23 protein-coding genes and 1 tRNA gene are annotated in these 26,155 nt (G+C 71.1%); 10 read left to right on the top strand and 14 right to left on the bottom strand.

The features are described 5' to 3' along the window. Positions 1-114: 114 nt before the first annotated feature. Positions 115-714, top strand: a complete 600-nt coding sequence (locus tag ACQPWZ_RS13225; RefSeq protein WP_340473238.1) for a histidine phosphatase family protein — start codon at positions 115-117, stop codon at positions 712-714. An 830-nt stretch (positions 715-1,544) separates the two neighbouring features. Here ACQPWZ_RS13225 and ACQPWZ_RS13220 read toward each other — a convergent pair. Next, on the bottom strand, positions 1,545-2,912 hold the full coding sequence (locus ACQPWZ_RS13220) for a tetratricopeptide repeat protein (RefSeq protein WP_433571421.1): 1,368 nt from the start codon (positions 2,910-2,912) through the stop codon (positions 1,545-1,547). 240 nt (positions 2,913-3,152) lie between these two features. Between ACQPWZ_RS13220 and ACQPWZ_RS13215 the strand changes: the two genes are divergently transcribed. Next, a complete protein-coding gene (locus ACQPWZ_RS13215) occupies positions 3,153-3,608 on the top strand; it encodes a hypothetical protein (RefSeq protein ID WP_433571420.1) in 456 nt (151 codons plus the stop codon). Positions 3,609-3,717: 109 nt separating this feature from the next. After that, on the top strand, positions 3,718-4,593 hold the full coding sequence (locus tag ACQPWZ_RS13210; RefSeq protein WP_340473235.1) for a spermidine synthase: 876 nt from the start codon (positions 3,718-3,720) through the stop codon (positions 4,591-4,593). An 81-nt stretch (positions 4,594-4,674) separates the two neighbouring features. On the opposite strand, the gene ACQPWZ_RS13205 is transcribed toward ACQPWZ_RS13210, so the two are convergent. Further along, complete coding sequence (locus ACQPWZ_RS13205; protein WP_433571419.1) at positions 4,675-5,217, bottom strand: hypothetical protein; 543 nt, start codon at positions 5,215-5,217, stop codon at positions 4,675-4,677. Between the two features lie 121 nt (positions 5,218-5,338). Between ACQPWZ_RS13205 and ACQPWZ_RS13200 the strand changes: the two genes are divergently transcribed. From ACQPWZ_RS13200 to ACQPWZ_RS13190, 3 genes are all read left to right on the top strand, one after another. Continuing rightward, on the top strand, positions 5,339-6,040 hold the full coding sequence (locus ACQPWZ_RS13200) for a response regulator transcription factor (RefSeq protein WP_340473233.1): 702 nt from the start codon (positions 5,339-5,341) through the stop codon (positions 6,038-6,040). After that, positions 6,037-7,464 carry a HAMP domain-containing sensor histidine kinase gene (locus ACQPWZ_RS13195; protein ID WP_340473232.1) on the top strand — a complete coding sequence of 476 codons (1,428 nt, stop codon included), beginning with the start codon at positions 6,037-6,039 and terminating at the stop codon, positions 7,462-7,464. The genes ACQPWZ_RS13200 and ACQPWZ_RS13195 overlap by 4 nt, the downstream gene beginning before the upstream one ends. A 130-nt stretch (positions 7,465-7,594) precedes the next feature. Continuing rightward, positions 7,595-9,079, top strand: coding sequence for a glycoside hydrolase family 18 protein (locus ACQPWZ_RS13190; protein ID WP_433571418.1), 1,485 nt, complete (start codon positions 7,595-7,597; stop codon positions 9,077-9,079). A gap of 79 nt (positions 9,080-9,158) precedes the next feature. Here ACQPWZ_RS13190 and ACQPWZ_RS13185 read toward each other — a convergent pair whose 3' ends face one another. The 5 genes from ACQPWZ_RS13185 to ACQPWZ_RS13165 all read right to left on the bottom strand — a co-directional run bounded on the left by ACQPWZ_RS13185 (position 9,159) and on the right by ACQPWZ_RS13165 (position 15,360). Beyond that, the gene (locus ACQPWZ_RS13185) at positions 9,159-10,568 is read right to left on the bottom strand and encodes a S41 family peptidase (RefSeq protein ID WP_433571417.1); all 1,410 of its coding nucleotides are present in this window, start codon (positions 10,566-10,568) and stop codon (positions 9,159-9,161) included. An 81-nt stretch (positions 10,569-10,649) separates the two neighbouring features. Continuing rightward, positions 10,650-12,104 (bottom strand): GH1 family beta-glucosidase, encoded by a 1,455-nt coding sequence (locus ACQPWZ_RS13180; RefSeq protein WP_433571416.1) that lies wholly within the window; start codon positions 12,102-12,104, stop codon positions 10,650-10,652. A 70-nt stretch (positions 12,105-12,174) separates the two neighbouring features. Further along, complete coding sequence (locus ACQPWZ_RS13175; protein ID WP_433571415.1) at positions 12,175-13,029, bottom strand: carbohydrate ABC transporter permease; 855 nt, start codon at positions 13,027-13,029, stop codon at positions 12,175-12,177. A gap of 10 nt (positions 13,030-13,039) precedes the next feature. Further along, the gene (locus tag ACQPWZ_RS13170; RefSeq protein ID WP_340473228.1) at positions 13,040-14,044 is read right to left on the bottom strand and encodes a carbohydrate ABC transporter permease; all 1,005 of its coding nucleotides are present in this window, start codon (positions 14,042-14,044) and stop codon (positions 13,040-13,042) included. 5 nt (positions 14,045-14,049) lie between these two features. Beyond that, positions 14,050-15,360, bottom strand: coding sequence for an ABC transporter substrate-binding protein (locus ACQPWZ_RS13165; RefSeq protein WP_313946189.1), 1,311 nt, complete (start codon positions 15,358-15,360; stop codon positions 14,050-14,052). A gap of 238 nt (positions 15,361-15,598) precedes the next feature. Between ACQPWZ_RS13165 and ACQPWZ_RS13160 the strand changes: the two genes are divergently transcribed. Further along, positions 15,599-16,636 carry a LacI family DNA-binding transcriptional regulator gene (locus tag ACQPWZ_RS13160; RefSeq protein WP_433571414.1) on the top strand — a complete coding sequence of 346 codons (1,038 nt, stop codon included), beginning with the start codon at positions 15,599-15,601 and terminating at the stop codon, positions 16,634-16,636. An 88-nt stretch (positions 16,637-16,724) separates the two neighbouring features. Here the strand turns inward: ACQPWZ_RS13160 and ACQPWZ_RS13155 are convergent. The 4 genes from ACQPWZ_RS13155 to ACQPWZ_RS13140 all read right to left on the bottom strand — a co-directional run bounded on the left by ACQPWZ_RS13155 (position 16,725) and on the right by ACQPWZ_RS13140 (position 19,446). Next, positions 16,725-16,797 (bottom strand) — tRNA-His (locus ACQPWZ_RS13155). A gap of 111 nt (positions 16,798-16,908) precedes the next feature. Further along, the gene (gene orn, locus ACQPWZ_RS13150; protein ID WP_340473226.1) at positions 16,909-17,511 is read right to left on the bottom strand and encodes an oligoribonuclease; all 603 of its coding nucleotides are present in this window, start codon (positions 17,509-17,511) and stop codon (positions 16,909-16,911) included. Between the two features lie 10 nt (positions 17,512-17,521). Next, the gene (locus ACQPWZ_RS13145) at positions 17,522-18,730 is read right to left on the bottom strand and encodes a GlxA family transcriptional regulator (RefSeq protein WP_313946192.1); all 1,209 of its coding nucleotides are present in this window, start codon (positions 18,728-18,730) and stop codon (positions 17,522-17,524) included. Between the two features lie 386 nt (positions 18,731-19,116). Then, a complete protein-coding gene (locus ACQPWZ_RS13140) occupies positions 19,117-19,446 on the bottom strand; it encodes a hypothetical protein (RefSeq protein ID WP_433571413.1) in 330 nt (109 codons plus the stop codon). A 379-nt stretch (positions 19,447-19,825) separates the two neighbouring features. Between ACQPWZ_RS13140 and ACQPWZ_RS13135 the strand changes: the two genes are divergently transcribed. Both ACQPWZ_RS13135 and ACQPWZ_RS13130 read left to right on the top strand, forming a co-directional pair. Continuing rightward, entirely contained in the window at positions 19,826-20,347 is a 522-nt protein-coding gene (locus ACQPWZ_RS13135; RefSeq protein ID WP_313949001.1) for a universal stress protein, read from the top strand. Positions 20,348-20,506: 159 nt separating this feature from the next. Then, complete coding sequence (locus ACQPWZ_RS13130; RefSeq protein WP_433571412.1) at positions 20,507-21,091, top strand: acetate uptake transporter; 585 nt, start codon at positions 20,507-20,509, stop codon at positions 21,089-21,091. 131 nt (positions 21,092-21,222) lie between these two features. Here ACQPWZ_RS13130 and glmS read toward each other — a convergent pair whose 3' ends face one another. The 3 genes from glmS to ACQPWZ_RS13115 all read right to left on the bottom strand — a co-directional run bounded on the left by glmS (position 21,223) and on the right by ACQPWZ_RS13115 (position 24,308). Next, a complete protein-coding gene (gene glmS, locus ACQPWZ_RS13125; protein ID WP_327683994.1) occupies positions 21,223-23,040 on the bottom strand; it encodes a glutamine--fructose-6-phosphate transaminase (isomerizing) in 1,818 nt (605 codons plus the stop codon). Positions 23,041-23,078: 38 nt separating this feature from the next. Beyond that, the gene (locus ACQPWZ_RS13120) at positions 23,079-23,366 is read right to left on the bottom strand and encodes a hypothetical protein (protein ID WP_433571411.1); all 288 of its coding nucleotides are present in this window, start codon (positions 23,364-23,366) and stop codon (positions 23,079-23,081) included. A 66-nt stretch (positions 23,367-23,432) separates the two neighbouring features. Beyond that, positions 23,433-24,308: a DUF4429 domain-containing protein gene (locus tag ACQPWZ_RS13115; protein WP_433573811.1), complete on the bottom strand. Its 876-nt coding sequence runs from the start codon at positions 24,306-24,308 to the stop codon at positions 23,433-23,435. Positions 24,309-24,446: 138 nt separating this feature from the next. Between ACQPWZ_RS13115 and ACQPWZ_RS13110 the strand changes: the two genes are divergently transcribed. Beyond that, positions 24,447-26,057: a beta-N-acetylhexosaminidase gene (locus ACQPWZ_RS13110; RefSeq protein WP_433571410.1), complete on the top strand. Its 1,611-nt coding sequence runs from the start codon at positions 24,447-24,449 to the stop codon at positions 26,055-26,057. The last annotated feature ends 98 nt before the right edge of the window (positions 26,058-26,155 follow it).

Raw genomic sequence — 26,155 nt, 5'->3', positions numbered from 1 at the left:
TCTGTCGGCGGGTCCGACCTAGGTGAGGACGCCGAGATCGTCTTGGAGGTTGCCCCGGGTTCAGGTGGGCGATGATGGAAATCCACCGCATGTGAACTTCAGGGAGAGCGCCACATGGCACCGCGCATCCTGCTCGCCCGGCACGGTCAGACCGAATGGTCCCTGCTGGGCAAGCACACCGGCAGGACAGACATCCCGCTGATCGAGGAGGGCCGCCGCGGGGCGAAACTGCTCGGCGAACGGCTCCAGCGTTCCCCGTGGTCCTCTTTGCCGGACGTCGAGGTCCGCACGAGCCCGCTGGCCCGGGCGTCGGAGACATGCACGCTCGCGGGCTTCGGGGTCAGGGCGACGGACTGGGACGCGCTGATGGAGTGGGACTACGGGGCGTACGAAGGCCTGACCCCGCCGGAGATCAGGGCGATCAGCAAGCCGGACTGGTTCATCTGGCGCGACGGTGTCCGGGACGGGGAGACGCTGGCGCAGGTGGGTGCGCGGGCGGACGAGGTCGTGGAATGGGCGCAGTCGGAGGACCGCGACGTCCTGGTCTTCGCCCACGGCCACATCCTGCGCGTCCTGGCGGCGCGCTGGCTGGACCTGGACCCGTCCTTCGGGGCCCGCATCCGCCTCGACCCGGCGTCCCTGTCGATCCTGGGCTGGGCGTACGGCGCGCCGGCACTGGACCATTGGAACGACACGGCGCACCTGGAGTCTTGACGGTCGCGTCCCGCGCGGTGCGGGTGGAGTTTGCGGGGCCGGCGCCCCACACCCCTCACTGCGGCAGCTTCGCGCCGCCCGGGCATCTGTCCGGTGGAGGGAGTTTGTAGGGCTGACGCCCTACGGCCCGCTTGCCTGCGCCGGCTTCGCGCCGCGGGCAAGGTCCTGTGCCGTCCGGGCGGGCCCCCTTCATGTGGGGCTGCGGCCCCACGCCCCACGGCAGCTTCGCGCTGCATGCCCTGGCTCCGAACGGGCTCGGGTTCGCTTCCGGGTGCACAGCAACGGGTCGCGTCCTCGACCGCGCGGGAGGGGGCGTGCAGGGTCGTCCCCGCAGGGGATCGGCGGCAACACCCGGGTGACCAAGACAAGGGACCTGTACGCCGCCGACCCCGAGGAGTCGAGCCCGGAGGGCCCCCGGACCCGCCGCCGGACAAGGGCCCCACGCCCCTCGCGCCGCGGCAGCTTCGCGCTGCATGCCCTGGCTCCGAACGGGCTCGGGTTCGCTTCCGGGTGCGCATCAACGGGTCGCGTCCTCGACCGCGCGGGAGGGGGTGTGCAGGGTCGTCCCCGCAGGGGATCGGCGGCAACACCCGGGTGACCAAGACAAGGGACCTGTACGCCGCCGACCCCGAGGAGTCGAGCCCGGAGGGCCCCCGGACCCGACGCCGGACAAGAACCCGACGCCCCAAGCACCCGCCCCCGCCCCCGCCCCAGGAAACCCGACGCCGCACAAGGGCCCAGCCCCAAGCACCCGCCGCCGCACAAGGTCCCGCGGACCAAGCACCTGACGCCGCACAACAACCCGACGCCCCAAGCACCCCCCGCGCCCCCTACACCCGCACCTCCTCGTACCGCCGCAAGAACGCCCCCACCCCCCTCGCCCCCCGATGCCCCCTCAGCGTCCTCGCCGTCGAGGACAACAGCGCCTGGATGCGCGCCGACTGGACCCCGTCCAGCAGATCCAGCGCCTCCTCCGCCGCCGAGGCCGATTCGTCCGGGGCGCCCCCGTGGGCCAGGTCCGTCGCCAGTTCCGCGTGGTACAGCGCGAGGTTGCGGGTGAAGCGGCGGTCCTGGAGCGTCGCCGCGCGCCGTGCGTGGCGGATCGCGCGCGGCCAGTCGCCCAGCGTCGCCCAGCACTGCGCCTGGAGCGACTCCAGCTCCGGTTCGCCGAAGAACGACATCCACTCCGGGTCCGCCGCCCCCGCCCCCCGGTCGAAGTACGTGTGCGCCCGCGCCAGCGCCTGTTCGCAGCCCGCACGGTCCCCCAGCCCCGCCCAGCCCCCCGCTTCCCGCAGCGCGAGCAGCGCCAGCAGCCGCGGGGACGCCAGGTGCCCGGCCGCGCGCAGGCCGGCCTGCGCGGAGCGGACGGCCTCACGGGGCCTGCCCGTATCCCTCGCCAGGAACGACGTGTTGCAGAACGCGTGCGCCTCCAGCGCCGCGTCCCCGGCCACCCGCGCCGTCGCCAGCGCCTCCGCGTAGTGCGACCGCGCGTCGTCGAAGCGGCCCGAGTCGTGCGCCAGCCACCCCACGGAGATGGCCAGTTCACCGGCGCCGGAGTGGAGCCGGTCCGTGGTCGAGCGCCGGGCGGCGATCCCCGCGTCGAGCAACGCGTAGGCCGCCCGCAGCGGCTGCGCGGCACGCCGGTACAGGCCGTCCGCGCCGTGCCGGTCGTCGAGCAGCCGGATCCGCCGTACCGCCTCCTCGACGGCCTTCACCTCCGGCTCGCCGACCCTGCGGCGGCCCTGCGAGGGCACGGCCATGGAGCTCAGCCCCAGGGACGCGGCCGCCGCCGTGGCGGTGCCGCTTGTCATGAATGCGCGACGCAGCACGTCGCTCTCCTCGTCGCTGTCGGTGTCGGTGCAAGTCGTGGCGGCGAAGCCGAACGCCCTTGTGTCCAGAGCCTGTTCCGGTCGGCACCGGGAACCGCCCCGTACCTGCTCCCGTGGGGTGAACCCCAGGTCCCCCAGAGCGAGACCGGGAAACATATGGAGGAAAACCCGCTCGTACGCGTAGTTGGGGCAGCGGATCTCGCCCGCCTCCACGCGTCCGATGTAGCGGGCGTCGCAGGAGACCTGTTCGCCGATCTCCCGCGCCGCCTTGCGTACGGCCGCGGCGAACTCCCCCGGCGATCGCTGCCCGCGCAACCGCCGGAAGGCGAGGTTGGGAACTGCCCGTGATGCCTGTGACGACGACGCCATGGCCGAGCCCTCTCTTGGTGCAGCCGTGTTCCGGCGGAGCAAGAACGTACCTGCTGTGACGACCCGTACACACAGGGTTTGCCTACAAAAGGGATAACTCACCCGTGATCTGCCATGAAGTGCCACCCTTTGCGGCGGCGTGCCGCCGTAGCCCTTGACGCGTACGGGCGTTGAACTCCATGGAGGCTCGGTACGTGCTTCCACTCGAGCGAGGAGGCGATCCCCTTGTTGGAGGTCGGCATGGAGACCAGCGCCAACGGCGGCGTCCGGGCGCCTGCGACATCTGCGACGACGGCTCGGCACCTGCCCAGCCCGGACTGCAGTGCGCCACCGGGCGGCGACGGCCCGGACGGCGGCTGTGACCTGGTGACGGTCCCGGCGCGCCAGGGGCTGGAAGCGGTCGACATCCTGCGCCGCACCGCCGCCCCGGCCGTCGGGCCGGTGCTCCACGACGGTGAGTGCGACACCCTCGGCTTTCTGGTTCCGTCCGGCACGGCCGACGGCTGGGACATGCCGGGCAGCGCGTGCACGCAGACGGCCGGCCGGGGGCTGCGGATCCCCGCCGAACCGCCGGTGCGCGGCAGTGGCTGGCTGCTGCCGCCGGGCGACGCGGACGAGGTCACGGACCCGGAGGTGCTGCGCGAGGCGCTGGGCGAGGCGGCCCGCCTGATCGAAGCGGCGGACAGCTGCCGGTAGCGGCCCCCGCGGCCGGCCGGCCGTAACCAGCACCGCAACCCAACGCATCACATCGAAAACGGCACCGCACCGCAGGCGCCGCCCTCCCGCCGGGCCCGATAATGGAGGGATGGCGAAGAGCAGGCGGAACAAGGGCGGCGGCGGTGCCGGCAGCCCCGAGCCCGTCGTCGCGCAGGTCGACGGCGGACTCGCGGAGCTGATACCCGACCGCGAGCGCCCGCGTGCCTGGGCGCTGCTCATCGACGGTGCGCCCCAGTCGCACGTCGACCTCGACGATCCGGCGCACCTGTCCTTCGAGTACCAGCGCCGCCTCGGCCATGTCGTCGATCTCGTGGCGCCCCCGGGCCGGCCCCTTCAGGTCGTCCATCTCGGCGGCGGGGCCTTCACGCTCGCCCGCTATGTCGCGGCGACCCGCCCCCGGTCCACCCAGCAGGTGGTGGAGCTCGACGGACCTCTGGTCCAACTGGTGCGCTCACATCTGCCGTTGGACCCGGGCGCCCGTATACGCGTACGGTCCGGCGATGCCCGCGCCGGGCTCGCCAAGGTGCCGGACGGCTGGGCGGATCTCGTCATCGCGGATGTGTTCGGCGGTGCCCGTACCCCCGCGCATCTGACGAGTACGGAGTTCCTCGCCGATGTCCGCCGTGTCCTGCGGCCCGGCGGGTACTACGCCGCGAACCTCGCCGACGGTCCGCCCCTCGCGCATCTGCGCGCCCAAGTCGCCACCGCGGCGGGCCTGTTCCCCGAGCTGGCACTCGCCGCCGACCCCACGGTCTTCCGCGGCCGCCGGTTCGGCAACGCCGTGCTGCTGGCCTCGGACGTCCCGCTGCCCGTCGCCGAGTTCACCCGCCGCGTCGCGAGCGATCCGCATCCCGGCCGGGTCGAGCACGGCAAGGAGCTCGTGGACTTCACGGGGGGCGCGGCCGCGGTCACCGACGCGAGCGCGAAGCCCTCACCGGCACCTCCGCCCGCCGTCTTCCGCTGACCGCGGTGACCGCGGCGCGTGGCGGCGTCTCGCGGGCCGCGCACGGCGGACCCACTCACCACGGCAACCGCCGCACCGCGCTCAGCGCTTGTCGAACTCCACCATCGGCGGATGGCCGTTCCAGGTGCAGAACACCGACGACTCCCGCCCGTCCTTGGTGAACGTCACCCGGATCCATTCCGGTTGCTTCCACACCTGCATCTGCCAGCCCGCGTCGGGCGTTGCCGACGCCAGCTCCGCGTAGGTGTCGCGGATGTCGAACACGACCCGGCCGCCGTCGACCGTGTAGCCCTTCACGCTGCCCGCCGGGGCGGACTGCGGCGGCGGTGAAGCGGACGGGGGCGCTTCGGACTTGGCGGGCTTGCCTGCCGACGGCGTGGTCGACGGGCTCCGCTTCCGCTCCTTCGACGGGCTCGCGCTCGACGGCCGTGCCGGCGGCTCCTGCGTCGACGAGGCCTGCGGTTTCGAGCCCTGTGTGGTCGCGGTGTCCGCACTGATCGGCAGCGCGCGCGGCCGGTCGTACGCGGTCCCGGACATCACCGTGTGGACGCCCCACCACGACAGCGTGACCGCCGCCCCGGTGGACAGCGACCACGCCATGGCATGTACAAGTCCTCTACGCATCGTTGCCCATACTGCACCACGCGCCCCACCCGTGTCCCGGAGAGGACCGAGCCGTTCCGGATCGTGAGCGACCTGCTCCGGATGGCGACCGCGGTACTCCGTATGGCGTACGGTGCCGCCCATGGCAAGTGTGCTCGTGGTCGAGGACGACCAGTTCGTGCGCTCCGCCCTCATCCGGCACTTGACCGAGGCCTCCCACACCGTGCGGAGCGTCGGCACGGCCCTGGAGGCGCTGCGCGAGGTGGCCCATTTCCGCTTCGACGTGGTCATTCTCGACCTCGGTCTGCCGGACCTGGACGGGGCCGAGGCGCTGAAGATGCTGCGGGGCATCACCGACGTACCGGTGATCATCGCGACCGCGCGGGACGACGAGACCGAGATCGTCCGGCTGCTCAACGACGGTGCCGACGACTACCTCATCAAGCCGTTCTCGGTGGAGCACCTGTCCGCGCGGATGGCCGCCGTCCTGCGCCGCTCGCGCGTCGCCGCCGGGGACGTACCGCCCTCGCGCGTCATCCAGGTCGGCGGTCTGTCCATCGACCCGCTGCGCCGCCAGGCAGAGCTGGACGGCGCCGCACTGGACCTGACCCGCCGGGAGTTCGACCTGCTGGCCTTTCTGGCCGGCCGCCCCGGAGTCGTCGTCCCGCGCAAGGAACTCCTCGCCGAGGTCTGGCAGCAGAGCTACGGCGACGACCAGACCATCGACGTCCATCTGAGCTGGCTGCGGCGCAAGCTCGGTGAGACCGCGGCACGGCCCCGCTATCTGCACACGCTGCGGGGAGTCGGAGTGAAGCTGGAACCGCCGAACGGACGTGAGCGATGAGATGGGCACTCGTCAAGGTCTCGCTGGCCGTCACGGCGATGGTCGTGGTGGCCTTCGCCGTACCGCTCGGGCTCGTCATCAAGGAGATGGCCAGCGACCGCGCCTTCTCCAACGCCGAGCGCCAGGCCGCCGCCATCGGCCCCACCCTCTCCATCACCGCCGAGCGTGACCCGCTGGAGCGGGCCGTGATGTCGACCCAGGCCGGAGCGGCGGGCCGGATGGCCGTGCACGTCCCGGCCTCCGGTGAACCCGGCAGCGTGCCCGTCGACATCGGCATACGCCGGGCCGCGACGGCCGACCTCGCCACCACCCAGCGCCTCGGCCGCGCCTCCATCACCGATGTGCGCGGCGGCTCCGCCCTGCTGCAGCCCACCGCCATCGGCACCGGCCAGATCGCGGTCGTCGAGGTGTTCGTGCCCGAGGGCGAGGTCTCCAACGGCGTCGGCACCGCCTGGCTGGTCCTCGGCGGCGTCGGCATCGCCCTGATCATCGGCTCTGTCGCGGTCGCCGACCGCCTCGGCAGCCGCATGGTGACGCCCGCGCAGCGGCTCGCGGGCGCGGCCCACGACCTCGGCGAGGGCAGGCTGGGAGCCAGGGTCCCCGAGGAGGGGCCGACCGAACTGCGGTCGGCCGCGATCGCGTTCAACGCCATGGCCGACCAGGTCGTCCAGCTCCTCGCCAACGAGCGGGAGCTCGCGGCCGACCTCTCGCACCGGCTGCGCACCCCGCTGACCGTGCTGCGTCTCAACGCGGCCTCGCTGGGCGAGGGCCCGGCCGCCGAACAGACCAGGACCGCCGTCGAGCAGCTGGAGCGGGAGGTCGACACGATCATCCGCACCGCGCGCGAGGCCAAGCCGCAGACCGTCGCCAACGGCCCGGGAGCCGGCTGCGACGCCTCCGAAGTCGTCCGCGAACGCATGGACTTCTGGTCGGCGCTGGCGGAGGACGAGGGCCGTAAGGTGCGGGTCGCGGGCGTCGACCGCCCCGTGCGCATCCCGGTCGCCCGTCCCGAACTGGCCGCTGCCCTCGACGCGTTGCTCGGCAACGTCTTCCGTCACACCCCCGAGGGCACGGCCTTCTCCGTCGACGTGCACAACGGCGACGACGCCGTCATCGTCCTCGTCTCCGACGCCGGGGCGGGCATCACCGACCCGGAGGCCGCGATGGCCCGGGGCAACAGCGGGGGCAGGGACGGCTCGACGGGACTCGGCCTCGACATCGTGCGCAGGGTCGCCGAGTCGACGGGCGGGGACGTGCGGATAGGCAGTTCGGTGCTCGGCGGCACGGAGGTACGGCTGTGGCTCGGCCTCGGCCCCCGCCAGGGTGCCCAGGGCGAGCGCCGCAGGGGTCACCGCGGCACCGAACGGCGGCGCAGGCGGGGCCTTTCCCGCTCGCACTCCCGGGTCGGCGGCCCCGACCATTAACCGGCTCCGATGCCTTCCTTAACGGCGTCATAAGAAGGTCGAACCCCGCCCTGAACCGGTCATTTGTCCGTTCCGGTCTCGCTAGCGTGCTGCCACACCCCCACTTCCGTAAGACAGAGGCAGGCACGCAATGGGCAGTAGTACGCACCGGCGCACGGCGAGCGGCAAGACCAAGGCGATCGGCGCGCTCGTCGCCGCCGCGGTGGCCGGCGGCGCCGCGTTCGCCCTGACGGGCACGGCCCAGGCCGCCGCCGTCGGCGCCGCGTACACCAAGACGAGCTCATGGACAGGCGGTTACACCGGCCAGTACGTCGTCACCAACGCCACCGAGAGGGCCCAGTCCGGCTGGACGCTCGAGTTCGACCTCCCGGCCGGGACCACGATCAGTTCCCTGTGGAACGGGGAGCACACGGTCAAGGGGCAGCACGTCACCGTGAAGCCCACGAGCTGGAACAAGGAGCTCGCGCCCGGCGCGTCGGTGACCGTCGGCTTCGTCACCTCCGCGAGCGGTTCGTCGACGGCCGCCGACCCCACGTCCTGTCTCATCAATGAGGCCAAGTGCTCCCTCGACACCGGCGCCACCCCGCAGCCCACCGGCCGGCCCACCGAGCAGCCGAAGCCCACCCCCACGGCCACGCCCACCAAGCCGGCAACCCCCACCCCCACCAAGCCCGCCACGCCCACCCCGACGCCGAGTGAGACCTCCGGCAACGGCACCAAGGCGGCCGCGGGCTACGCCCCGTACATCGACACCTCGCTCTTCCCGTCGTACGACATGCTCGACACGGTCACCCGGACCGGCGTCAAGGAGTTCAACCTCGCCTTCATCACCTCGGGAGGCAGCTGCGCCCCCCTGTGGGGCGGTGTCACCGGGCTCGGCGACAACGCTGTCGCCAACCAGATAGGCGCGCTGCGGGCCAAGGGCGGCGACGTCCGGGTCTCCTTCGGCGGTGCCGCGGGCTCCGAACTGGGCCTGAACTGCTCCTCGGCCGACGAGCTCGCGAAGGCGTACGGCAAGGTCATCGACACCTACAAGCTGACCAAGGTCGACTTCGACATCGAAGGCGCGGCGCTGCCGGACACCGCGGCCAACACCCGCCGCTCGCAGGCGATCGCGCAGCTCCAGAAGGCCCACCCCGGCCTGGACGTCTCCTTCACGCTGCCGGTGATGCCCACCGGACTGACCCAGCCGGGCGTGGACCTGGTCGCCGACGCCAAGAAGAACGGGGTGAAGGTCTCCGCGGTCAACATCATGGCGATGGACTACGGGCCGGCCTTCAGCGACGACATGGGTGACTACGCGATCCAGGCGGCCACCGCCACCCAGGCGCAGATCAAGGGCGTCCTCGGGCTCTCCGACGCCGCTGCCTGGAAGGCCGTCGCCGTCACCCCGATGATCGGTGTCAACGACGTCGTGACCGAGATCTTCACGGTCGAGGACGCGACGCAACTGGTGGAGTTCGCCACGTCCAAGGACATGGGCTGGCTGTCGATGTGGTCCTCGACCCGTGACAAGCAGTGCCCCGGCGGTGAGAAGCCGGCCGCCGACGCGACCTGCAGCTCGATCCTCCAGCAGCCGCTGGCCTTCACGAAGGCGTTCGCCGCCTACAAGTAGCCGCTCCGCCCCCACCCGCGTCCCGGCCGGACTTCCCCCCACCCGGCCGGGACGCGCCCTTTCCCCCGGGGACGGAGGGTCAGTCCCGGCGGCCGAGGACGGCGACGGCCCGGTCGAACGCCGAGTCGCGTCCCAGCGCGAACTCCTCGTCGGTGAAGACCGGTTCGGTCAGATGCGGCGGGATGCCGGTGCCGTCGAAGGTCCGGCCGGTACGGGTCAGGAACTCCTCGTTGGGCAGCAGGACGGTCATACCGTTCGGGAGCGTGCGCGGCAGTACGTCGGAGAACACGCCCTGGGTGTGCTGCCCGATCCGGACCGTCGCGCCCGGGCGGCCCATCAGCGCCTGGGTGAACGTCTCACCGGCGCTGATCGTCGACCCGCCGGTCAGTACCGCGACAGGGCCCGTGTAGCGGGGCGCTCCTGCCGGCTGGACGAACTGCGGCTGCGGACGGGTGAACCTCGCCGGGTCGGCGGGGTCGTTGCGCGCCCGCTTGGCATAGGCGTAGTACGGCCGGTCGGTCAGCCTCCCGGCGAGCTGGAGCCCGAGGGCGTCGGAGCCGCCGCCGTTGATCCGCAGATCGATGACCAGCCCGCGCAGCCGTGCCGTGTGCGCGGGGGTGAGAACGGCGTCGAGCGTCCGGTCCAGTGCCGCGCTGTTGGCGGCGAAGTCGTTCGTCTCGCTGTAGCCGGCGAAGCCCGAGATCCTCAAGTATCCGCGGTTCCCCGGGAGTTCTGCGTAGCCGATCCTGCCGCCGGCGAACATGCGCAGCTTCGCGCCCCCGAGATCGTGCTCCTCGACATGCGAGATGACCTTGGCGTCCAGGTCCTCGCCGGGCATGACCGTGCCCGGACGGACACTGCCCCAGCGGTTGTCACCCTCGGCCAGACCGACATGGGCGTCATGCAGCGGAGTGAGCATCTCGCGGAAGAGGGCGAAGAGTTCGGAGTCCGTCGTCCCCGCGTGGACCCGGGGACGGTAGCGCTCGCGTACGGCGTCCCAGTCGATCCCCTTGGCGGCGAAGAAGGGGTAGTTCTCCTCGAAGCTCTGCCACAGGACGTCGAAGACGGCGACCGGTCCGGTCGGCGGCGCCGTCCGGCAGGCGGCGGGCAGCGCGCCGATGCGCCGCAGTCCGCGGTCGCCGGGCGAGCCGTCGATGTGCAGCCATGCCCGCCCGGGCCGCCCCTGGGGCCGCACGGTGAGCACGTCGCCGCCCGGGCTCAGATACCGCGCGGTGCCGTGCCGGCCACCGGTCCGCGCCGCCGAGGCGCCCTTGATACAGCTGACAGAGGTGACCTGGTACTCCTGGAGCCGGCCGCCGTCCAGGGAGAGGACGGCACCGTACCCGTCGACCTGCCAGATCCCGCTTGCTGCCCCGCCCGCCGATGCCTCGGCCTGCGTGAGCGGCAGAGCCGTAGCCGCCGTGACAGCCAGCAACGCGGCTGCCACCACGGTCCTGCGCCGTGCTCCCGAACCCGTTCCGAACCGCATGTCGTGCCTTCCCCGTGGGCCGTTGATCTCTACGGCCCATCCTCGGCCGGACGGCCCGGCCGGGGACATGGCGCCCGCAGGTCACTCGGGGGTGGGGACAACCCCCGGACGGTGTGCGGATTCCGCCGGACCCTGGGCCGTGTCCGGCAGCGCCCCCGTCCGCGCCACCTCCGCGTACCAGCGCGCGCTCGACTTGGGCGTACGGACCTGGGTCTCGTAGTCGACGTACACCGCCCCGAAGCGCTTGCTGTACCCGTAGGACCACTCGAAGTTGTCCAGCAGGGACCAGAGGAAGTAGCCGCGCACATCGGCTCCGTCGGCGATCGCCCGGTGGACCGCCGCGAGATGGCCGTGCAGATAGGCGATGCGCTCGGGGTCGTGGACCGTGCCGTCGGCGGCCGGCTTGTCGTCGCAGGCGGCCCCGTTCTCGGTGATCATCAGCGGCACGCCCGACGCCTTGTGCGTATAGGTCATCAGCAGGTCGTACAGCCCTGTGGGGTCGATCGACCAGCCCATCTCGGTGCGTTCGCCGGGCGGTTGGTGGAAGGTGACGGCGTCGGCGCCCGGCCAGGGGGAGTGCTCGCTCGCTCCGTGGCCGTCGTTGCGCTCGGCGGTGCCACCGTCGGCGGCCGACACCAGCGCCGGGGCGTAGTAGTTCAGCCCCAGCCAGTCCAGCGGCTGCCGGATCGCCGTCGTGTCGCCGTCGTGGACGAAGGACCAGTCGGTGAGCGGTGCCGTGTCCGCGAAGAGGTCCTCCGGGTAGGAGCCCCGGAGCAGCGGATCGGCGAACACCCGGTTCGCCAGCGCATCGATGCGGCGCGCCGCGTCCAGGTCCCCGGGGCTCTGGCTCAGCGGCCGGACGACGCTCGGATTGAGGCTGATGGAGAGCTGCGCGTCGGCGGGCAGGGAGGCGCGCAGCGCCTGGACGGCGAGGCCGTGGCCCAGGTTGAGATGGTGCGCGGCCCGCAGGGCTGCCACCGGATCGGTGCGGCCGGGGGCGTGCACACCGGAGCCGTAGCCCAAAAAGGCGCTGCACCAGGGCTCGTTGAGGGTGGTCCACAGGTCCACCCGGTCGCCGAGTGCGCCGGCCACGATGCCGGCGTACTCGGCGAACCGGTACGCCGTCTCCCGCTCCGGCCAGCCGCCCGCCGACTCCAGCTCCTGGGGAAGGTCCCAGTGGTAGAGCGTGAGCACCGGACGGATGCCGTGGTCGAGCAGATCGTCGACCAGACCGCGGTAGAAGTCGAGGCCCTGCTGGACGGCGGGGCCGCGGCCGGTGGGCTGCACACGCGGCCAGGACACCGAGAAACGGTAGGCGCCGACACCCAGGTCCGCCATCAGCCGTACGTCCTCGGCGCGGCGGTGGAAGTGGTCGGTGGCGATGTCGCCGGTGTCCCCGTTCTCGGTCCGGCCCGGGGTGTGACTGAAGGTGTCCCAGATCGACGCCGTACGGCCGCCCACACGCACGGCGCCCTCGATCTGGTACGCGGCGGTCGCGGTGCCCCACAGGAATCCGGGCGGAAAGCTGACGGACATGGATGAGCTCCCAACATGGATGTAGGAACGGGAGGACGGCAGAGGGGAGCGGCGGGGCCCGGCCCCGGCTTCAGCCCTTGACGGCGCCCTGCATGATGCCGCCGACGATGTGCCTGCCGAAGACGACGAAGGCGATGAGCAGCGGCAGCGTGCCCAGCAGCGCGCCCGCCATGATCACCGACTGGTCGGGGATGTAGCCGCGGCCGAGCCCGGTGAGCGCGACCTGCACGGTCGGACTGCCGTTCTGGGTCAGCGCGATGATCGGCCAGAAGAAGTCGTTCCAGGCCATCACGAAGGTCAGCATCCCCAGCACCGCCATGGCCGGCCGTGCCGCGGGGAAGACGATGTGCCACACCACGCGCCAGCTGTTCGCACCGTCCACCCGGGCCGCCTCGATCAGCTCGGCGGGCAGCGCCTCGACGAGGTACTGGCGCATGAAGAACACCCCGAAGGCGCTCACCAGCGTGGGCAGGATGACGGACTGCAGCTGGTCGGTCCAGGACAGTTCGGCGATGAGCATGTACAGCGGTACGACGCTGAGCTGCGGCGGCACCATCATCGTGCCGATCACCAGCAGCAGCAGGAGGTTCTTGAACCGGAAGCGCAGTTTGGCGAAGGCGAAGCCGGCGAGGGTGGAGAAGAGCACGGTCCCCGCGGCGACCGAGCCCGCGACGATGGTGGTGTTGAGCAGAGCCGCACCCATGTTGGCGTCGGTCCAGGCGATCTCCAGGTTCTTGAAGAGATTGCCGCCGAACCAGAAGGGCGGGGGAGTCTGCGCGAGACGGGAGTTGTTCCTGGAGGCCGCCACCGCCGTCCACACCAGTGGGAACAGCGAGCCGACGGTGAAGACGATCAGGACGGCGTGGGTGATCCGGCCGCCGTGGAACTGGCGTCCGGCACGCTTGGCGCTCAGTGGTTTCGTCATGGCCGTCCCCCTACGCGCTCTTGCTCAGACGCCGGGCGAGCAGCCAGTTCACCGCGCCGATCACCAACAGGATCAGGAACATCGCCCAGGCGATCGCCGAGGCCCGGCCCAGATGCAGGTTCACCCAGCCCTGCTCGTACAGATACAGGCCGAGGGTCTGGAACTGGTGGTCGGCGCCGCCGGTCGCGCCCGCACCGCCGTTGAACAGAAGCGGCTCGCCGAACAGCTGCGTCGCGCCGATCGTCGAGACCACACAGGTGAACAGGATGGTCGGCCGCAGCGAGGGGACCGTGACATGGAGGAACTGCTGCCGGCGCGAGGCCCCGTCCAGGGCCGCCGACTCGTACAGGTCGTTCGGGATGGCCTGCATCGCGGCCAGATAGATCAGCGCGTTGTACCCGGTCCAGCGCCAGATCACGATGGTGGACACGGCGAGCTGCGAGGTCCACCGGCCGTTCTGCCAGTCGATGTGGTCGAAACCCACCATCCCCAGCGCCCAGTTGATCATTCCGTAGTCGCGCCCGAAGAGCAGCACGAAGACGAGGGTGGCCGCGGCGACCGAGGTCGCGTACGGCGTCAGCACCGCCACCCGGAAGAACATCGAGCCGCGCAGCCGGTAGTTGAGGAGATGCGCGATGCCGAGCGCGATCAGCAGCTGCGGCACCGTGGAGATCAGCCCGATCGTGACGGTGTTCTTGAGCGCGTTCCAGAAGAACTCGTCCTCCAGCAGCCGCGAGAAGTTCCGCAGCCCCACCCACTCCATGTCGGTGGGCGCCGTCAGCTCCACCCGGTGCAGCGACGCCCAGCCGGTGTAGAGGAGCGGGAAGAGCCCGAAGGCCAGGAAGAAGAGGAAGAACGGCGCGACGAAGGCGTACGGGCTCCAGCGCACGTCCTGCCGGTAGCGGCGGCTGCGCCGCGCCCGCCGTCGCTCGTCGTGCCCCGCCTTCTCGGGCGGGCGCAGGGCCGCGCCCTCCTCCCCCAGGGAGGGCGCGGCGGCCGGTGCGTCACTTGCCATACCGGTCACTGATCCAGCGCGTTGTCGATCGCCTTGACGGCCGCGTCCCAGCCCGCTTGCGAGGAACGGCCCTTCTGGTCGACCTGGAGCATTCCGATGTCGGCCAGGTTCTGCGCGATGATCAGGTCCTTCGGCCCCAGGATCTGGACCGGCACACCCTCCGCGGCCTTGGAGAAGATCTGCCCGATGGGCGCGTTGCCGAAGTAGGCGTGCTTGGCGCCCGCGACCTCCGGCAGGGAGTACGCGGCCTGGGCGCTGGGGAAGCTGCCGCGCTTGGCGAACAGCTTCGCCTGCTGCGCCGGTGCGGTCAGCCAGGCCGCGAGCTTGGCGGCCTCCTCGGTGTTCTTGCCGGCCGAGGGGACGGTGAGGAAGGAGCCGCCCCAGTTGCTGGGCTTGGGAGCCGCGGCCACGTCCCACTTGTCCTTGCCCGCGGCTCCCGCCTTGTCCTGGATGTAGCCGAGCATCCAGGCCGGGCAGGACACGGTCGCGAAGGTGCCGTTGGCGTAGCCCTGGTCCCAGGCGGGGGTGAACTGCTGGAGTTTGCCGGTCAGTCCGGCGGAGGCGAACTCCGCCGCGATGTCCCAGGCCTCCTTCACGGCCGGGTTCGTCTTGTAGACGATCTTGCCGTCCTTGTCGTAGAAGCGGTTCTCGTTGCTGCCGGTGATCGCCGCCATCACCCCGGAGGCGGAGTCGACGAAGGACGTGCCCTTGGGTGCCTTGGCCTTGAACTGCTTGCCCGCGGCCAGGTACTTGTTCCAGTCGCCCGCCCACAGCTTGCCGACCGCCTCACGGTCGCTGGGCAGTCCGGCCTTGGCGAAGAGGTCCTTGCGGTAACAGATGCCCTGCGGGCCTATGTCGGTGCCGAGGGCGATCGTCTTGCCGTCCTTGGTCGCCTGCTCCCACTTCCAGGGCAGGAAGGCGTCCTTCTGTACGCCCGCCGCCTTGCCCAGGTCGACCAGCTTGCCGGACTGCGTCGCGGTGATCTCGGCGATGTTGTTGACCTCGACCGCCTGAATGTCGGCCAGTCCGCTGCCGCTGCCGAGGTGGGTGAGCAACTGCGGGTAGTAGTTCTCGTTGCGCTCGATCGAGGTCTGCTTGATGACGATGTTCTTGTTGAGCTTCATGTACTCGTCGTAGAGCCCGGCCTCCTTGAGACCGAAGGCCCCGAAGACCCCGACCGTCAGTGTCGTCCTGCCCTTGCCCCCACCGCCGTCGTCGGACGAGCTGCCGGCGGGATCGTCGCTGTCCTCGGCACAGCCGGCCAACAGACCGGCCCCGAGCGCGGCGACGACCGCGAGGATGACTGCCCTGCGCATTGCGTCCTCCTTGTGCCCTGACGCGCCGACCCGCCGGCCAACCGACCTGCGTAGCAGTCCCGTTGATGCCGAGCGGCCCGGGCGGGGAAGGTGCGGGTTGTGTATGAGTCCGGTACGGTGGGAGCGCTCCCATGCGTGATGTGTTGAAGGGTCGCGGCTCCCTGAGGGGGTGTCAAGACACCCGACCCGTTATGTTTTCGGACCAGGCAGCCCTGGGGAGGCGGACATGGTGTCTCGGATGATCCGTACGCGGAACGGCGGGCGGGGCACCGGCCGGCCCACGCTCGAAGAGGTCGCGGCTCGCGCCGGAGTGGGACGGGGCACGGTCTCCCGGGTGATCAACGGCTCGCCCCGGGTCAGCGAGACCACCCGGGCCGCCGTCGAGGCGGCCGTCGCCGAGCTGGGCTATGTGCCCAACCGCGCGGCCCGCGCCCTGGCCGCCAATCGCACCGACTCCATCGCCCTGGTCGTCCCGGAACCCGAGGCCCGCTTCTTCGCCGAGCCGTACTTCTCCGACATGGTGCGCGGGGTGGGGGCGGCGCTGGCCGAGACCGAGATGCAGCTTCTGCTGACGCTCGCCGCCGGAGACCGCGAGCGCCGCCGTCTCGCGCAGTATCTGGCCGCCCACCGGGTCGACGGCGTCCTGCTGGTCTCCGTGCACGCCGACGACCCGATCCCCGACATGCTGGAGCAGCTCTCCATGCCGGCCGTGATCAGCGGCCGCCGGTCGGCCGACGAGACGCTGGTCGCGGTGGACTCCGACAACTTCGGGGGCGCCCACACCGCCGTGACCCATCTGGCCGGCCGCGGCCGCCGCCGGATCGCGACGATCACCGGGCGTCTGGACGTGTACGGAGCCCAGTGCCGCCAGGCGGGCTACCGCGCGGCGCTGGAGGCGGCCGGTCTGGCGCCGGACCCGGGGCTGACGGCACCGGCCGACTTCACCGAGGAGGGCGGCCGCCGCGCCATGGCGGAGCTGCTGCGGCGCTGCCCCGACCTGGACGCGGTCTTCGCGGCCTCCGACGTGATGGCGGCGGGTGCCCGTCAGGTGCTGCGGGAAGCCGGCCGCCGGGTTCCGGACGACGTGGCGCTGGTGGGCTTCGACGACTCGGCGGTGGCCCGCCACATGGACCCGCCGCTGACCAGCGTGCGCCAGCCGATCGAGGAGATGGGCCGCACGATGGCCGAGCTGCTGCTCCAGGAGATCACCGGCCGGACGGGGCAGTGTCCGCAGGTCGTGCTCCCCACGGAGCTGATCGTGCGCGACTCGTCGTAGGCGCGGTCCGGGGGCCGCCGGGGCCCGGCGGTGGACGCCCGGAAACGATCAAGGCCCCGGTCCGAGGACCGGGGCCTTGATCGACAAGGGTGAGTAACGGGACTCGAACCCGCGACATCCTGGACCACAACCAGGTGCTCTACCATCTGAGCTATACCCACCACGACCGGTCTTTCCGACCGGCCGAGAAAAAGTGTACAGGGTCCGGCAGGGTGCTCGCGCCCGGGTTGTTGCGCCGTGTGAGGGCGCTCACCCGGGGCTCGCCATCCCTTCTACTCCACAGGCAGGACGTACTTCGCGGCGATTGTCTTCGCCGTGTCGGAGTCCGGTCCGGGCTGCGGCACGAAGACCGCCTCCCGGTAGTAGCGCAGCTCCGCGATGGATTCGCGGATGTCGGCCAGTGCCCGGTGGTTGCCGTTCTTCTCCGGACTGTTGAAGTACGCCCTCGGGTACCAGCGGCGCGCCAGCTCCTTGACCGAGGACACATCGACGATCCGGTAGTGCAGGTACTTCTCCACCGTCGGCATGTCGCGCAGCAGGAAGCCGCGGTCCGTGCCGACCGAGTTGCCGCACAGGGGAGCCTTGCCGGGCTCCTTCACATGCCCCCGGACGTACGCCAGGACCTGCTCCTCGGCGTCTGCGAGCGTGGTGCCGCCCGCGAGCTCGTCGAGGAGACCCGAGGCGGTGTGCATCTGGCGCACCACCTCGGGCATCGTCTCCAGCGCAGCGTCCGGCGGGCGGATCACGATGTCCACTCCGTCGCCGAGCACGTTCAGTTCCGAGTCGGTGACCAGTGCGGCCACCTCGATGAGTGCGTCGTCCGTCAACGAGAGCCCGGTCATCTCGCAGTCGATCCACACCATGCGATCGTTCATGCGTCCTACCTTATGGCGCGCTCCGCTGGCCGGGCAGGCTCGGGCGGCCGTGGCCACCCGCGTACGCCTCCGACGGGGGCTTGCCCAGTTCCGGCGGCGCGGGCGAGGTGGCGCTGGGACCGGAGTGCCCCGTCGCCGCTGCCGCACGCCTGGCCTGGGCAGGAACGACCGACTCCACCATCGACGGCGGTGGCGAGGGCTCGCTCTGCGGCCGGCGCACCCGGTAGGCGGCCCGGTACGCGGCCGGGGACGAACCCAGCTGCCGCCGGAAGTGGCCGCGCAGTGCGACGGGGGAGCGGAAGCCGCAGCGGCCCGCCACCTCGTCGACCGAGTAGTCGGACGTCTCCAGCAGCCGCTGCGCCTGGAGCACCCGCTGGGTGATCAGCCACTGCAGCGGCGCACTGCCGGTCAGTGAACGGAATCGCCGGTCGAACGTGCGCCTGCTCATGTACGCCCGGGCCGCCAGTGTCTCCACGTCGAACTGCTCATGGAGATGCTCCAGCGCCCACGAGACGACCTCGGCCAGCGGGTCCGACCCGATTTCCTCAGGTAAAGACCTGTCCAGATAGCGTTCCTGCCCGCCGCTGCGCCGTGGTGGCACCACCAGCCGGCGGGCCAGTGCTCCGGCCGCCTCGGTGCCGTGGTCGGTGCGCACGATGTGGAGGCAGAGATCGATTCCGGCCGCCGTGCCCGCGGAGGTGAGCACATCGCCGTCGTCGACGAAGAGCTCGCGCGGATCCACATGGACGGACGGATACCGTTTCGCCAGCGTCGGCGCGTACATCCAGTGCGTGGTCGCCGGACGGCCGTCGAGCAGACCGGCCGCGGCCAGCACGAACGCACCGGTGCACAGTCCGACGATGCGGGCTCCCTCCTCATGCGCGCGGCGCAGCGCGTCGAGCGCTTCCGGCGGTGGCGGTGAGGTGATCGACCGCCAGGCCGGTACGACGACGGTTCCTGCTCTGCCGATGGCTTCCAAGCCGTACGGCGCGGTCAGTTCGAGCCCGCCGGTGGTCCGCAGCGGGCCTTCCTCGCCTGCGCAGACGAGCAGTCGATAGCGAGGAACTCCGGCGTCCTGACGGTCAATTCCGAACACCGAGAGCGGGATGGAACTCTCAAAGATGGGGCCGCCGCTGAACAGCAGTACCGCGACGACCTCCCGGCGCCGGCGCCCGGAGAGCTTTCGTGCTGCCTCCGGCGCGGCGGAGTCCTGACTCATGACGCTAAGCCCCCCTCGGTGTTCGCGTCTCCCCGTTCTTTTCGGGCCTTTCGCTCCTGCACGTTTCCCCTCGGTTTTGCACGAGTCCCGAGCCTTCGATACTCATGATCGAATCTACTGTGTCCCGTGGCGCCGACGTGACAAGTTCGGCATGCCCCGCTATGTCGACATGGCAACTTGGCGCGAAGCATTCGATCACGAAGCGTTCCACTCGACGGCCGCCCAGGGAAGTGCGCCTCACGCGCATGGCCCGTCCCCGTAGGGTGCAAGCGCCGCGAATGGTCCTTTCTTGCCTGGTGGCAAGGGGGTTGGCAGGCCATTTCCCCAAGGAGGGGCCACTGACGTGAAGTTGGCTGAAATCATACGGGTGTGAGCGTACGAACGGGTCAGTCTTCGGGCGCACAACCTCCGCTGTGACGAGCACCCCGGTGCGCCCCCGCGGTCGGCCGCCCGCGTCGCGAGGGGGCCGGCACCGGGCTCTCGGCGCGGGCCCGGGCCGCGTTGCGCTCGGAGTGCCGCAGAAGGATCCGGCAGGCCGCGGTGACGGCGGCGAGGCCGAGGGCGGCCGCGGCGGCCCCGCCGACGGACGTTCCGTAGACGACGAGAACGACGGGGACGAGGAAGCAGCTGAACGCGGCCCAGCGGACCACGTCGCTCGCCGACTCGGACGAGGGGTGCGGAGCGCGGGCGGACGGGGTGGACGGGCGTGCGGACACGGAAGCTCCCTCGAGGCTGCGGGGTGACCGCGGTGCCAACGAGGAACGAACCATTCCGGTCACTGCGGCACCCGGTGCCCGGGCCGCCGGCCGAGCGGCGGGTCCCACCCCGGATCCGGCCCTCGGAGCCCGGTATCGGGCCCGGTTCCTCCGCCCGGCCGCGCAGGCCCGTCGAGACGGCTGTAGACGCCAAGCGGCATTGCCATACGGGGCGGCCTCGGGCATGCTCCCTGGAACGCCCGATTGGGGCGGCAGGGCCTGGGCAGGAGAGGAGTGTCGCCGTACCCTTGGGGGTATGGGCCAGGGAAGATGATTCCCGGACACAGCTCCGTCGCCATGTCGTTCCCTCCCGATGAGGACCTTCTTCGCCGAGACACCGATGGCCGGTCACGAAATCCCCGAACCCGCGGACCGCAAGCAGGTAGCCGACCCCTCGTCGGATCTGCAAGCGGCGGAACAGTCACGCCATGCCTGCGATCCGGCCTTCCGGCACGGAGTCGTCGTCGGCTTCGACGGATCGACCTCCAGTGAGCGCGCGCTCGCCTATGCGATCGGCATGGCCCGGCGCTCGGGCTCCGGGCTGATCATCGTCCATGTGGCGAACCGGCTGCCGACCACCGTCTGGGCCGGCTGCGAGCCCCCGGTCTTCGTGGACGTCCCCGATCACCGCACCGAGGTCCTCGGTCTGGAACTGGCCTGCGCCGACTACCTCACCGAGGTCCCGTGGATCCTCGTCGAGCGCGGTGGCGACATCTGTCATGAACTGGAGGAGGTCGGCCGGGAGTACTCGGCCGACGCCATCGTCGTCGGTTCCACCCACGGGATCGTCGGCCGCATCTTCGGTTCGGTGGCCGGACGGCTCGCGCGGCGGGCGCAGCGCCCCGTCATCGTCATCCCGTAACGCCCGCCCCGCGCCTTCCTCTTGTCGCTGACGCCAGGTCAATTCGCCCTGCCTGTACGGAAACTACCCGTGCGTAGAGGTGGATTGTGCGCTTGTGAAGGGTATCTCTCGATCGCTGGGTAGCAGCACAACTGCACATGGACACGAAGGGAGCCCGCCGTGGACAACGTCGTTCCCGCGGGAAGCACTGCCACCTCCTCGACCTCGACCTCGACTCTCGGTCATCTCGCCCTCGGACTGACCCTGTTGGCCTTCGGCGTCGGCCACACCGGCGTGATCGACAACGTGACGGCGGCCGACGCCTCGGCCGTCGCGACCTGGGTGGGCGGCGTCGCCCTCTTCATCGCCGGACTGCTGGAATTCCGCGCGGGCAGTGCCGGTACCGGCACGGCGTTCGCCGGGCTCGGCGCCTTCTGGTTCACCTGGGGCACCGGCGTCGGCACCGAGGTGTCGGCGGAGGCGGCGGGCCTGTTCCTGCTGCTGTGGGCGCTGCTGGCGCTGACCCTCACCGTCGCGTCCGCGGGCAGCGGACTCTTCGTCCAGGGTGTCTACGGACTGCTCACGGTCACGCTGCTGCTGCTCGGCATCGCGTCGTTCGCCGAGAACGGAGGGCTCGCCAAGGCGGGCGGCTGGGTCGGCGCGGTGGCGGGCCTCGCGGCCTGGTACGGCGCGACGGCCGCGCTCGCCAAGTGGCCGGCCTTCTCCAGGCGCGCTGCCGGCCGGGGAGTGACGGCCACCGGCTGAGGCCGCGCAGGCCGGCGTCAGGGCAGCGCCGGCTGACGAAAGAGCGGTCCCCCCGCGCAGTGACTGCACGGGGGGACCGCCTGTGTCCGGGGCCGGACGGAGCCGGACGGAGCCGGGTGGGCCGGTCCTGACTACTCGACCGTGACGGACTTCGCCAGGTTGCGCGGCTTGTCGATGTCCCGGCCCATGGCCAACGCCGTGTGGTACGCGAACAGCTGGAGCGGGATACCCATCAGGATCGGGTCCAGCTCGTTCTCGTTCTTCGGCACGATGATCGTGTGGTCGGCCTTCTCCTGCTCGCGGTGCGCCACGGCGAGGATCCTGCCGCTGCGGGCCTTGATCTCCTCCAGGGCCGCGCGGTTCTTCTCCAGCAGCTCGTCGTCCGGGACGATCGCGACCGTCGGCAGCGCGGGCTCGATGAGCGCCAGCGGGCCGTGCTTGAGCTCGGAGGCCGGGTAGGCCTCGGCGTGGATGTAGGAGATCTCCTTGAGCTTCAGCGAGGCCTCGAGCGCCACCGGGTAGCCGCGCACCCGGCCGATGAACATCATCGACTGGGCGCCCGCGTACTCCTCGGCGAGCTTCTTGATCTCCGCCTCGCCCTCCAGGATCTCGCTGATCTGCTCGGGCAGCCTGCGCAGGCCCTCGATGATCCGCTTGCCCTCGGAGACGGACAGGTCACGGATGCGGCCCAGGTGCAGGGCGAGCAGCCCGAAGGCGACCACGGTGTTGGTGAAGCACTTGGTGGAGACGACGCAGACCTCGGGGCCCGCGTGCACGTACACGCCGCCGTCGGCCTCGCGGGCGATCGCGGAGCCCACCACGTTGACCACGCCGAGGACGCGGGCGCCCTTGCGCTTGAGCTCCTGCACGGCCGCCAGCACGTCGTACGTCTCACCGGACTGGGAGACGGCGATGTAGAGGGTGTCGGGGTCCACGACCGGGTTGCGGTAGCGGAACTCGGAGGCCGGCTCGGCGTCCGCGGGGATCCGGGCCAGGCCCTCGATCAGCGAGGCGCCGATCATGCCCGCGTGGTACGAGGTGCCGCAGCCGAGGATCTTCACACGGCGGATGCCGCGGGCCTCGCGGGCGTCCAGGTTCAGGCCGCCGAGGTGCACGGTGGAGAACTTCTCGTCGATGCGGCCCCGCAGGACACGGTCCACCGCGTCGGACTGCTCCGAGATCTCCTTGTGCATGTACGTGTCGTGGCCGCCCATGTCGTACGAGGCGGCCTCCCACTCGACGGTCTCGGGGGTGGCGGTGGTGCGGGTGCCCGAGGTCGTGTAGGTGCGGAAGTCGTCGGCCTTGAGCGTGGCCATCTCGCCGTCGTCGAGGGTGACGATCTGGCGGGTGTGGGAGATCAGCGCGGCGACGTCCGAGGCGACGAACATCTCCTTCTCGCCGATGCCGAGGACGACCGGGGAGCCGTTGCGGGCGACCACGATGCGGTCGTTGAAGTCGGCGTGCATGACGGCGATGCCGTACGTGCCCTCGACGACCTTGAGCGCCTCGCGGACCTTCTCCTCCAGCGTCTCGGCCTGGGAGCGGGCGATCAGGTGGGTGAGCACCTCGGTGTCGGTCTCGGAGGCGAAGACGACGCCGTCCGCCTCCAGCTTCGCGCGCAGCTCGGCGGCGTTGTCGACGATGCCGTTGTGGACGACCGCGACCTTGTTCTCGGGGTCCAGGTGCGGGTGCGAGTTGATGTCGCTGGGGGCGCCGTGGGTCGCCCAGCGGGTGTGGGCGATGCCGGTGGTGCCGGCGAAGCGCTTGGGGACGCGGGCCTCCAGATCGCGGACCCGGCCCTTGGCCTTGACCATCTTCAGACCGGTCGCCTTGGGGCTCGTGATCACGATGCCCGCGGAGTCGTAACCCCGGTACTCCAGTCGCTGCAGGCCTTCCAGCAGCAGCGGTGCCACATCACGCTTGCCGATGTATCCGACAATTCCGCACATAGACTTCTTGCCCCTCCATAGATCCGTGTGCCCGGCGGTCAGCCATAGACGATCCGGCGCAGCTGGCGGAGCGAGAGCTCCGGCGGCGCCACGGCGCGGTGCGGCAGCTCGGTCGCGATCCGCTCGAAGATCTCCGTGTTCGCCATGCCACCCGACTGCAGCTCACGGTGGCGGCGGCGGACGAACTCCTCCGTCTTCTCGTCGAAGTACGCCAGCACGTCGAGGATCACCCGGGCCGCCTCACCGCGCTGGAGCGCGGTGCTGCGCACCAGGTGGTCGATGAGGTCGTCGTGGGACAGACGGCCGGGCTGGCGAGGTTCGAGCACCCGTAGATATTGGGGGGTCGCTCCCCGTTATTGCAAGAATCCTGCCCGATTCCGGGCAGAGGCGAGTTACAAACGCTTCAGAACGGCCTGTTTGGCGGTCGTGAACTCGTCATCCGTCAGTATTCCGGCCTGATGCAGATCGGCCAGCTCGCGCAGTCGCCTCAGCAGCGCGTCATGATCGTCACCGCCGGGAGCGGGGACGGCCCCCACGAGTGCCGGACGGGTGGGGACGGGGACGGGGACGTAGGGGTGCGGCAGCCGGGCCACCACGGCCGCGGCGACCAGGGCCATCAGCGGATCCTTGCGAAAGCCCCACAGCTCGACGGCGTGCGGGTCGTACTTCGGCGGGGCCTTGGTCGGCGCCTTCGCCACGGAGAAACGGAGGTAGCCGTTCTCCAGGCCGGCGGACGGCAGCCACTCCACCGACTCGACGTCGTCCAGCGGGATGGTCCGGGTGCCGCCGGAGGACTTCGACTCCTCCGTCTTCCAGTTCCAGGCGAGGCGGACCGCCTCGCCGTCGAAAGTGGCGGTGCCGTCGCCCGCGCCGACGGTGATCGGCAGCCCGGGGCCGGCCAGCAGATAGCGCTGCACCGGTCCGGTGGCGACCTGGTCCAGCAGCAGTGCGTTGCGCACCTCGTCCACGAAGTACTCGGCGACGCCGCCGCGGTCGCTCTCCACGGTCAGCCGGTAGGGGTCGGAGCCGTCGTCCAGCTTGCCGCCGGTGATCTGGAGCAGCGGGTCCGCCCCGTCCCGCAGCCGCAGCCGCAGCCGGCCGGACTTCTTGCCCGGTTCGAAGGAGATCCCGGCGAGCGCCTCGAGCGGTACGGCGATCTCTCCGAGGGTCTTGCGCAGCAGGCTCACACTCTTGTCGGAGCCGGGCACGATCCGCACCGTGTCCCCGTCGAAGGTCCAGGTGCCGTCCTTCTGGATGATTTCCGCCATGCTCATATGCGGATTGTTCCATCCGGCCGGGGCTGTGCGGGGTGGAGTCACCGCCTCGACGGGTAGTAAGTGGTCTACACCTCGGTGCAGTTGAGGTGCGGCACCACAGTTGAGACGCCCGGAGAAGGGATCCAGCCCGTGAGACTGCCCGGAACGCTACCCCGTCTGTTCGGTGCACTGCTCCTCGTCGGCGCGGCCGGCCTCGGCTGCATCGGCGCCCGTCCCGCACCGGCCCCCGCCGGCCATGCGCCCGACGCCCGTCCGCTCGGCCAGATCGTCCCCGCGCCCGCGTCGGTGCGGTCCGCGGGGTCGCCGTACACGCTCACCCCCCTCACCCGCATCCGTGTCGACGGCTCCCGTGACGCGCGCCGGATCGGGGACTACCTCGCCGGGCTGCTGCGGCCGTCCACCGGCTACGCCCTGCCCGTCACCCGCGACGACCTCCCCGGCGGCATCCGGCTGCGGCTGCGGGCCTCGGAGCGGTCGCTCGGCGAGGAGGGCTACCGGCTGGAGTCCGCGCGCGGCGGGATCACCCTGACCGCCCGCAAGCCCGCGGGACTCTTCCACGCCGTCCAGACGCTGCGTCAGCTCCTGCCGGCCGCCGTGGAGAAGGACACCCGGCAGCGCGGCCCCTGGCAGGTCGCCGGCGGCACCGTCACCGACACCCCGCGGTTCGCCTACCGGGGCGCGATGCTCGACGTCGCCCGGCACTTCTTCACCGTCGACCAGGTCAAGCTCTACATCGACCGGATGGCGCTCTACAAGATCAACAAGCTGCATCTGCACCTCTCGGACGACCAGGGCTGGCGCATCGCCGTCGACTCCTGGCCCCGCCTCGCCACCTACGGCGGATCCACCCAGGTCGGCGGCGGGCCGGGCGGGTACTACACGAAGGCGCAGTACCGCGAGATCGTCGCGTACGCCGCCTCCCGTCACCTGGAGGTCGTCCCCGAGATCGACATGCCCGGGCACACGAACTCCGCACTCGCCTCGTACGCCGAGCTCAACTGCAACGGAGTCGCGCCCCCGCTCTACACCGGCACGGCCGTCGGCTTCAGCTCGCTGTGCGCGCCGAAGGCGGTGACGTACGACTTCGTGGACGACGTGGTGCGCGAGCTGGCCGCGCTCACCCCCGGCCGCTACCTCCACATCGGCGGCGACGAGGCGCACTCCACGAGCCACGCGGACTATGTGACGTTCATGGACAAGGCCCAGGCGGTGGTGGGGAAGTACGGCAAGACCGTGGTCGGCTGGCACCAGCTGACCGGGGCGAAGCCGGTCGCCGGGGCCGTCGCGCAGTACTGGGGCTACGACGCGACGGGAGCCGCCGAGCGCAAGCAGGTCGCGGACGCGGCGAAGAACGGCACCCGGCTGATCCTGTCGCCCGCGGACCGGGTCTACCTCGACATGAAGTACACCAAGGACACGCCGCTGGGCCTCGCCTGGGCGGGACTCGTGGAGGTCCGGCGCTCCTACGACTGGGACCCGGCGACGTACCTGGACGGAGTGCCGCAACAGGCGCTGCTCGGCGTCGAGGCGCCGCTGTGGACGGAGACGCTGTCCACCAGCGACCAACTCGAGTACATGGCGTTCCCGCGGCTGCCCGGCGTCGCCGAACTCGGCTGGTCACCGGCGTCCACGCACGACTGGGAGACGTACAAGGTGCGCCTCGCGGCGCAGGGGCCGAGGTTCACCGCTCTCGGGATCGACTACTACCGCTCGCCGCAGGTGCCTTGGCCGGCCGGCTAGGACCGCACGGAACACCCGGCCGGGAGCGGCCGAGGACAAAGGATGGGCGCCCGCGAGGGACCTCCCCCAGCCTTCGGCCGGGGGACCCCCACGCGGGC

This window comes from Streptomyces sp. CA-251247, from assembly GCF_050952975.1.
Taxonomy (GTDB): domain Bacteria; phylum Actinomycetota; class Actinomycetes; order Streptomycetales; family Streptomycetaceae; genus Streptomyces; species Streptomyces achmelvichensis.
This window is presented reverse-complemented; position numbering and strand designations above follow the sequence as displayed.